The organism is Trichocoleus desertorum ATA4-8-CV12, assembly GCA_019358975.1.
GTDB classification, from domain to species: Bacteria; Cyanobacteriota; Cyanobacteriia; order FACHB-46; family FACHB-46; genus Trichocoleus; species Trichocoleus desertorum_A.
The window spans coordinates 46,188-53,234 of the sequence record JAHHIL010000040.1; the positions used below are offsets into that span (position 1 = coordinate 46,188).

The following is a 7,047-nucleotide window of genomic DNA, read 5'->3' on the forward strand; positions in this document are numbered from 1 at the left end:
TGCTTCCCCGAAGGGGTGGGAAGGGGAGCCAGATCTAAAGCAATCTATCTATATTTTTATAGTTCATATGGTCTAGCTTATGAAGTATTTCATCTCTCGCCTGTCTCAGCGTCAATTAATTCGGCTGTACTCACTGCTGCTGGCCATCGTATTGGTGTTGATCATCATCACCTCTGGCCCGTCAGGTCAAGCTGCCAGCACCGAGATTTTGTGGGATACCTACGGGGTGCCTCACATCTCCAGCAATCGTACACCCGATCTGTTTCGAGCTTTTGGGTGGGCGCAGATGCAGAGCCATGCCAATTTGCTGTTGCGGCTTTATGGTCAGGCTCGCGGGCGGGCAGCGGAATATTGGGGCGCAGACTATGTGGAATCCGATCAATGGGTGCGTAAAATGGGCATCCCAGAGCGATCGCAAGCCTGGTACAAAGCCCAAACTCCCAAATTTCGTCAATATCTTGATGCCTTCGCTACTGGGATCAATGCCTATGCCAAAGCGCATCCTGAGGAGATTGAGGATGATCTAAAAGCTGTACTGCCTATCTCCCCTGTAGATGTGTTGGCACATACTCAACGGGTATTGCACTTTACGTTTGTCGTCAACCCCGAAGCATTACAAGCTACAATCGCAGCGGCAGAACCAGGAGAACCTTTAGGGGGATCGAATGGTTGGGCGATCGCGCCGTCTCATTCTGCCAGTGGTAAGGCGATGTTGTTGGCGAACCCGCATCTCCCTTGGACAGATCTGTTTCTCTGGTACGAAGCTCAGATAAAGGCTCCTGGGATTGATGCCTATGGTGCCACCTTGGTGGGTATTCCAGTGCTGGCGATCGCCTTTAATGATGCGATGGGCTGGACTCACACCGTCAACACCTACGATGGTTGGGATGCCTATGGGCTAACATTGCGAGACGGCGGCTATGAGTTTGATGGGCAAGTGCGCCCCTTCACTACGGAGACACAGACGCTCAAAGTCAAGCAAGCAGATGGTTTTTGGCAAGAACAAGCCTTAACAATTCAACGCTCGGTGCATGGCCCGGTGGTGGCAAAACCCAAGGGGAAAGCGATCGCCTTACGGGTCGCAGGTTTAGATAAAGCAAGAGGTCTAGAGCAATGGTGGGAGATGTCGCGTGCTATCAATTTGAGGGAATTTGAAAGTGCCCTAAAGCGTATGCAGATTCCTATGTTTACCGTTCTCTATGCCGATCGCGATGGACATATTCTGCATTTCTTCAACGGCCAAGTTCCGGTTCGTAAGCAAGGCAATTTTGCGGATTGGTCAGGCATCATTCCCGGTAACACATCCGAAACCCTGTGGACTCGCACTCATACCTACGAAGATCTCCCGCGTGTCGTTGACCCCAAAACTGGCTGGCTGCAAAATGCCAATGATGCCCCTTGGACAACGACCCTACCTGCCGCACTCAATCCTGATGATTTCCCAGCTTATGTAGCACCGAGAGACTTCCTTTACTTCCGCGCCCAGCGATCGCTCCGCATGTTGATGGAGGATAAAAAGATCTCCTTTAGTGAACTAATTCGCTACAAGCACTCTACCCGCATGGAACTAGCCGATCGGATTCTGGATGATCTGACCGCTGCTGCACAATCTTCTAACGATCCCCTCGTTAAACAAGCGATCGCGGTTTTGCAAAAGTGGGATCGCCAAGCCGAAGCCAAGAGTCGTGGTGCCGTTCTCTTCAAAGCTTGGAATGATTTAATGGATCGCTCCGAACTGTTTGCCATTCCTTGGGATGAGAAATCCCCTCTCACCACCCCAGACGGTTTAGCTGATCCTCAAACTGCGATCGCTACTCTCAAAACTGCTGCCACTGAGGTTCTGAAAAACTATGGAGCATTAGATATCGCTTGGGGGGATGTTTTTCGGCTCAAGTCTGAGGCCAATAATCTACCTGCTAATGGTGGCCCCGGCGGGTTGGGCATCTTTCGCACCATCAACTATGCTCCCCTTGATAAAGGTCAGTTTCAAGCAGTAGACGGAGATAGCTTCGTCGCTGCGATCGAATTCTCTAACCCCGTCCGGGCCGAGGTTCTGACTAGCTATGGCAATGCGACTCAGCCCAGCATGATGAAAGATAGCGATCAACTCACCTTAATGGCTCAGAAAAAACTCCGCCCCGTCTGGCGATCGCGCCGAGATATCCTGGCCCATCTAAAATCTCGCACTACCAACTTTGGCAAAAACTGAATCATAGAACCTTAATCTACAATCTTAACCACAGTGCCTAGCCGCACCCACCCCTGCTCAATCAACTGCTTCAGCGTGTCAGGGGCCAGATGCACACAGCCACCAGAATTTGCTTGGCCAATATTCTTAGGATCAGGAGTCCCATGCAGGGCGATCGAAAACCAGTAAGGCGTTGCTGCAAACGTACTCATCTTGGGTCCCGTAACCGTTGTCTCTGAGGTGAGGCCAATATAGCCATCTCCATAGGCTTTGTCTGGGCTTCCATTGCCATCAAAGTCGAGGTGGTTCATGTTGTGAAATAGCTGGACCAAGCCTTGCGGTTGGCTCACCAAGGAACGAAACTGCGAAATTCGGGCGAAACGCTCCACATTTCGGTTTGCGATCTGGTTATAGGCAGATTTTTTGTAAAGAATCAGGTCTACCATCATCTCGCCAGTGGGCGTTACTAGGTCAGCCATGTCCTGTTTTTCCTTGAGGCCACCCTGCCCAATCCCAATTGGGGCTTGATACAAGCGATCGCCCTGACTGTTTAGTACCTCCAGGCGCTTATCGCTGCGGTGAATCAGGAGAGAGTAAGTTTCTCCTGGTTGGTCGCGGACAGTTGCAATAGGCTCAACCAACGCGACCGGGTGTTTTGCCGTGACAGCAGCAGTTGCCTCTAGATTCTGAGGTTGATCAACTTTGCGGGCAGTACAAGCAAAGAGAGCCACTGGTAGCAGCATGACCACACTGATAGCAAAGGCTCTAGCGGCTTTAGTCTTCCTGTTCAATAGTTGGGATAGTCCTAAAATCATTGCCAATTTTGCTGCTTTGCCACCAAATCATCCAATTCACTTTGCATCTGGGCCTGCACTTGTTCGTAACAGGCATCGACGTAGGCGCGATCGCAGGCAGCAGCTCGCCCATAACGCTCAAAGACTACGGGTGCACATACACGGGTCTGAATCGGCACGGGTAAGGGAAAATTAGGCAGCGGGCCGATTCCCACCCCCCAAGGCAGCCCCAAGTAAATGGGAAATACCCCAGTGTTGCCATCCAGCAACCAGGGAAAACCCCACTGATGCAATTGCTGCATTTGTTTATAAAAGTCGCCTAAAATCATCAGTGTTTCGTGCGCCCCATGAGAGACCACAGGCACGATTGGCGCAGACTCTCGCAAAGCCAACTTAATAAATCCTCGGTGTCCTGCCAAGTGAATGCGATGGCGCAGACTATAAGGACGAAACATATCTTGGGCTCCCCCTGGATAAACCAGCAGAGCTGCATCCGCTTGCAAGGCCGCGATCGCCATCTTTGGATGGGCTTGAATCGCTCCCACCTGCGCTCCTGGGATGGAAAAAATGGGGGTTTGCCAAGCAGTCGGATGCATAAGCGCATAAGCAGGACGCTCCGTGCCAAATCGACGAAACCAATCGAGCATCACCATTGAAGTATCGGGAGATGCTAGTCCGCCATTGTGGGAGCCGACAATTAGCACCTTGCCGCTAGCTGGCATGTGATGCCACCCTTCTGTCTCCACTCGAAAGTAGTAACGATAGAACCATTCCCAAATCGGCATCCAAGCTTTGATCGCTTCAGGGTCACGTTCCGCTAAGGACCAACCATCGAAGCGATTGCCAAGTTTTCCATCGCCAGAATCACTTCCGAGCCATTGAGCCATCTGTTCCCAAAGACTGCCAAGCGTCTCTCCCATCCTAACTTTAGCCATCGCGTCTTCTAGAATAGTCTGGGCTTTTGAGAGTTTCGCAACTGGGGCGAGCAACCAATCCTGAATACGGCTCCGCAGCAAACTCTGCCTCTGGCTCACTCAACAAATAGCGATCGCAGGCTCCCAACAGCTCCGCCTCTGTCCGGGCTTGGCGCATCTCCTTCAAGAAGCCTCCCTCAGCATCGACGCTGAGAGCGATAAAGTTGAGATACATCTTCATCCGGTTGACCCGATCCTGCTCTCTGACGATGGATGCGGTGGGCGTTTGACGCAAGCGCTCAATATAATCACGAACTGTACCCAGAGGGACGCTCAAGATAGGTTGACCACTTAAAGATTGGCGGATTTGCTGGAAGATCCAAGGGTTGCGGATGGCAGCGCGACCAATCATTACCCCTGCGGCTCCTGTCGCCTCTAGAACAGACCTGGCAGAGGCCGCAGAGATGACATTACCGTTCGCTAATACCGGAAATCTCACCGACTGTGCCGCGTGGGCAATCAGGTCGTAGTGAACCGCACTATGATACCCCTCCTTCACAGTACGACCATGCAAACTCAGCAAATCAATGTGACAAGCGTTGATCAGGTCGAGGAGTTGATCAAAATGAGCCGTACTGTCGAAGCCAATCCGCATCTTGACCGTTAGCAGTCCCTCAACTGCCTCCCTCAACTCGCTCAGAATTTGCTTCACCTGTTCTGGATGACGCAATAACCCACCTCCCACATTTTTGCGATAGATGCGGGGGGCTGGGCAACCTAAGTTGAGATCGATGCCTGCGACTGGGTAATGGCTCAACTCACGGGCGGCGCGAACTAAGTCAGGAATGCTATCACCAATGATCTGGGCAAAGACGGGGCGACCTGTAGGATTTTCGGTAATCGATCGCAGGATATTTTTATCTAAAGTAGAAGTAGGATGGACACGAAAATACTCAGTAAAGAAGTAATCGGGACAACTATAGTGGCCTAGCACACTCATGAAGTGCAGATCCGTTACATCCTGCATAGGAGCCAGAGCAGTTAAGCTAAGCCCTGGACAGATGGGAGACGGCAGGATCTGAGATACAGGCATTGACAGGGTCATTTGCAAGGCTGAGAGGGGTAAAAGCTGCTGCAATACTGGCTCAAATATTGGCTAGCCTGAATCATCCTAACAGGAATTGCTCTACCTGGTTGGAAGTCCCTATCGGCGGCAATTTTTGCATAATGGAAGAGAAACCACAGAAGGGGAAGGGCGATCGCATGACTTCAGAAGAATCAAATCTCAACTCTGCAATGCAGTGGCAGTCTCAAGGCTGTACCCTTTGTGCCGAGGAGCAATACCAAGCAGCGATCGTGGCGTTTGATTGCGCCTTAGGACTAGAACCGCATAACAGCCAAACCTGGAACTACCGAGGCAATGCCTTTAGCGCCTTACAGCGTCCCGCAGAAGCCCTAGCCTGCTATGACAAAGCCACGTTCTTGAACCCGATGTATCATCAAGCTTGGTTCAATCGAGGTTTGCTGCTGGCAGAGATGGGAGCGTACGGATCTGCGGTAGCGGCTTATGATCAGGCCATTGCCATACATTCTGATCCTTGCTACCTGCACGCTAGGGCTGATATCTGGCTCAAGAAAAAACTGGTTTCCTTTGCCTGAGATTACCGGGCAGTAGCGTAAGACAAGGCGGGCGAAAGCACCTGATCGATCTCCTGCAACACCTCATCACTCAATTGGACTCCAGATGCTCCGGCATTATCTACTACTTGTTCCGGACGACTGGCTCCAATAATAGTAGAGGCGACTCGTTCATCTCGTAACACCCAGGCTAACGCCAGTTGTGCCATTGAGAGGTTGAGTCGCTGGGCGATCGGTTGGAGGTCTTGCACTGCACTCAAAATGCGATCGCTACGAAAATCCTCCATAAACCCATTCATCTTGTCATTTGCTGCCCGTGAGTCTTGGGGTGGGGTGGTTCCAGGCTTGTATTTACCCGTGAGAACGCCTTGAGCCAGAGGTGACCACACAATCTGACTAATGCCATTAGCTGCACATAAGGGAAACACTTCTCCCTCCGGTTTACGCCACAACATGGAATATTGGGGTTGACTAGAGACAAAATGCTCTACGTCAGGAAGGGCCAATGCCGCTTGAATCTGCGAGGGGTTCCATTCACTAAACCCGATGTAGCGCGCTTTTCCTTGCCTTACTACCTCCGTCAATGCTGCCATTGTTTCTTCTAACGGTGTATTCACGTCGTAGCGGTGGCACTGATAGAGATCTACATAGTCGGTACGTAGACGCTGGAGTGAAGCGTCAATTTGTTTATGAATTTGGGCTGCTGATAATCCTCGGTCTGTATCCGACATGGGAAAAAAGACCTTGGTTGCTAAAATGTACGAGCTGCGATCAACGCCCTGCAAGACTTCCCCCAACAAGGATTCTGACGCACCCCTTCCATAGACGTTGGCAGTGTCGATAAAATTAATGCCGACATCAAAAGCTTTGTGAATACAAGCTTCTGCTTGTTGTCGTTCCACTCCACCGCTGTAGGTCAGCCAAGAACCCAAACTAATTTCCGAAACGTTGAAATCGCTACTACCAAGCTGTCGATACTGCATCCTTGTCTCTCCATTGCAAAATTGAGGTCAAAAGTACTTCGGTTGTGCTACTACACCCCTAAAGTCTTTGAACCCACTCAAGATAAGAGATGGTTCACTCATCCAACATCATTCAGCCGACAGAGGTGACTTCTCCCAGCGCTGACTCTACGAGTACAGCGCGGGCTTCTCAGGATCGCTCTTGAGACTTTCGAGCTTCATAGCCAGTTGTCTAGATATTGTTTCCAATACCCCCGACACCTCGGCTCCACTCGCAATTTCAACACCCGATAGACCACGGGCTTTGATGACCTGACCACTGGCAACATCTCTCGGCTTGACCGACCCGCACTCATGGCACTCGTGAATTCTCACACTCAAATCTTTTTTCACCCTGGCTCCACACTCAGGGCAAATTTGAGACGTGCCATTGGGGTCAACCTTGCCGGAGTAGACTCCGCGCTTGAAACAGACCCAAGGCAAAACTTGATTCACAAACTGCCCCAGTCCAGCGTCCAGAGTATGCTTGCCCAGCATCCCTTTTGCCATGA

7 protein-coding genes are annotated in these 7,047 nt (G+C 51.1%); 2 read left to right on the forward strand and 5 right to left on the reverse strand.

Annotation, left to right across the window (positions count from 1 at the left end):
• The first annotated feature begins 79 nt into the window (after positions 1 to 79).
• Positions 80 to 2,209, forward strand: a complete 2,130-nt coding sequence (locus KME12_20950) for an acylase (GenBank protein ID MBW4490256.1) — start codon at positions 80 to 82, stop codon at positions 2,207 to 2,209.
• Positions 2,210 to 2,220: 11 nt separating this feature from the next.
• Here KME12_20950 and KME12_20955 read toward each other — a convergent pair whose 3' ends face one another.
• Genes KME12_20955 through KME12_20965 form a run of 3 tightly spaced genes read right to left on the reverse strand, consistent with a single transcriptional unit; the run spans position 2,221 to position 4,989 of the window.
• Entirely contained in the window at positions 2,221 to 2,979 is a 759-nt protein-coding gene (locus tag KME12_20955) for a L,D-transpeptidase (GenBank protein MBW4490257.1), read from the reverse strand.
• Between the two features lie 20 nt (positions 2,980 to 2,999).
• Positions 3,000 to 3,869 carry a glycerol acyltransferase gene (locus tag KME12_20960; protein ID MBW4490258.1) on the reverse strand — a complete coding sequence of 290 codons (870 nt, stop codon included), beginning with the start codon at positions 3,867 to 3,869 and terminating at the stop codon, positions 3,000 to 3,002.
• A 40-nt stretch (positions 3,870 to 3,909) separates the two neighbouring features.
• Positions 3,910 to 4,989, reverse strand: a complete 1,080-nt coding sequence (locus tag KME12_20965; GenBank protein MBW4490259.1) for a tRNA-dihydrouridine synthase family protein — start codon at positions 4,987 to 4,989, stop codon at positions 3,910 to 3,912.
• Between the two features lie 170 nt (positions 4,990 to 5,159).
• Between KME12_20965 and KME12_20970 the strand changes: the two genes are divergently transcribed.
• Positions 5,160 to 5,555 (forward strand): tetratricopeptide repeat protein, encoded by a 396-nt coding sequence (locus KME12_20970; protein MBW4490260.1) that lies wholly within the window; start codon positions 5,160 to 5,162, stop codon positions 5,553 to 5,555.
• A 2-nt stretch (positions 5,556 to 5,557) separates the two neighbouring features.
• On the opposite strand, the gene KME12_20975 is transcribed toward KME12_20970, so the two are convergent.
• Together KME12_20975 and KME12_20980 are read right to left on the reverse strand one after the other, a co-directional pair.
• The gene (locus KME12_20975; protein ID MBW4490261.1) at positions 5,558 to 6,517 is read right to left on the reverse strand and encodes an aldo/keto reductase family protein; all 960 of its coding nucleotides are present in this window, start codon (positions 6,515 to 6,517) and stop codon (positions 5,558 to 5,560) included.
• A gap of 147 nt (positions 6,518 to 6,664) precedes the next feature.
• On the reverse strand, positions 6,665 to 7,047 hold a 383-nt coding region (locus KME12_20980; protein ID MBW4490262.1), incomplete at its 5' end, for a transposase.

Excerpts from the sequence above, each read along its gene's own strand:
- KME12_20950 (MBW4490256.1), top strand. The coding sequence starts at position 80 with ATGAAGTATTTCATCTCTCGCCTGTCTCAGCGTCAATTAATTCGGCTG.
- KME12_20960 (MBW4490258.1), bottom strand. The coding sequence starts at position 3,869 with ATGGCTCAATGGCTCGGAAGTGATTCTGGCGATGGAAAACTTGGCAAT.
- KME12_20965 (MBW4490259.1), bottom strand. The coding sequence starts at position 4,989 with ATGCCTGTATCTCAGATCCTGCCGTCTCCCATCTGTCCAGGGCTTAGC.
- KME12_20970 (MBW4490260.1), top strand. The coding sequence starts at position 5,160 with ATGACTTCAGAAGAATCAAATCTCAACTCTGCAATGCAGTGGCAGTCT.
- KME12_20975 (MBW4490261.1), bottom strand. The coding sequence starts at position 6,517 with ATGCAGTATCGACAGCTTGGTAGTAGCGATTTCAACGTTTCGGAAATT.